Source organism: Sphingomonas populi, assembly GCF_004208535.1.
Lineage (GTDB): Bacteria > Pseudomonadota > Alphaproteobacteria > Sphingomonadales > Sphingomonadaceae > Sphingomonas > Sphingomonas populi.
The window spans coordinates 1-1,324 of sequence record NZ_SGIS01000149.1 but is presented as its reverse complement, the minus strand read 5'-3'; the positions used below and the strand labels follow the sequence as shown (position 1 = coordinate 1,324).

The window sequence follows — 1,324 nt, the reverse complement described above, 5'->3', positions numbered from 1 at the left end:
TGAACCGCCCCGGGATTGTCGGAGGCTCCAACTCCTGAGAAGGCGGAGCCGATATGAGCAAGACAACGAACAAGTTTTCACCCGAGGTTCGCGCCCGTGCGGTTCGGATGATATTGGATCACGAAGGCGACTATCCATCGCGCTGGTCGGCCGTGGTGTCGGTTGCCGACAAGATCGGCTGCGCACCGCAGACGCTTCACGAGTGGGTGAAGAAGGTCGAGGTCGACAGCGGCAAGCGCGCTGGCGTGCCGACCGATACGGCAGACAAGCTGAAGGCGCTGGAACGCGAGGTCCGCGAGCTGCGGCAGGCCAACGAGATTCTTCGTAAGGCGTCCGCATATTTTGCGCAGGCGGAGCTCGACCGCCCGTTCAAGCGATGATCGCGTTTATCGACGATCAGCGTGCCGTTCATGGGGTCGAGCCGATCTGCAACGTCCTGCCGATCGCCCCTTCCACCTACCACAAGCATGTCGCGCAGCGACGAGATCCGTTGCGCCTGTCGGCGCGGGCAAGACGCGACGTGGCGCTCAAGCCGGAGATCGCGCGCGTGTTTGCTGAGAACTTTGCGGTCTACGGCGTGCGCAAGGTCTGGCGGCAGATGAACCGTGAAGGGTTCACCATAGCCCGCTGCACAGTCGAGCGACTGATGCGCGATATGGGTTTGCACGGGGTGATCCGTGGCAAGCCGGTGCGCACCACGATCAGCGACAAGGCGGCACCTTGCCCGCTGGATCACGTCAACCGCCAATTCCACGCGCCAGCGCCGAACCGGCTGTGGGTGTCGGACTTCACCTACGTCTCGACCTGGGGCGGGTTCGTCTATGTCGCGTTCGTGATCGACGTCTACGCCCGCTATATCGTGGGCTGGCGCGTCAGCCGAACGGCGCATGCCAGCTTTGTGTTGGATGCGCTCGAGCAGGCGCTTCACGATCGTCGACCGGTCCATCGCGGCGGCCTGGTCCACCATAGCGATCGCGGGTCGCAATATGTGTCTATAAAATACACCGAACGCCTCGCCGAAGCCGGCATCGAGCCGTCTGTCGGCAGCGTCGGAGACAGCTATGACAATGCTTTGGCCGAGACGATCAATGGCCTTTACAAGGCCGAAGTGATCCACAGGCGGGGGCCATGGCGATCTTTCGAAGCCGTCGAGTTCGCCACCCTGGAATGGGTCGACTGGTTCAACCATCGGCGGTTACTGGAGCCGATCGGCAACATCCCTCCCGCAGAAGCCGAGCAACGATACTATGCCATGCTGGACGACATCCCGATGGCCGCGTAACTTAAACCAAATCGCCTCCGGCGATCCCGGTGCGGTTCAGTC

General features: G+C 62.2%; 1 protein-coding gene and 1 other annotated feature. The gene reads left to right on the top strand.

The annotated features are described in order from the left end of the window. Positions 1–53 precede the first annotated feature (53 nt). A protein-coding gene (locus tag EWE75_RS24615) for an IS3 family transposase (RefSeq protein WP_130160635.1) occupies positions 54–1,282 on the top strand; the annotation gives its coding sequence in 2 pieces (ribosomal slippage) (positions 54–342 and positions 342–1,282; 1,230 coding nt in all). Continuing rightward, positions 335–451: a sequence feature (AL1L pseudoknot), on the top strand. Its footprint overlaps the gene before it by 117 nt. Positions 1,283–1,324: the final 42 nt, after the last annotated feature.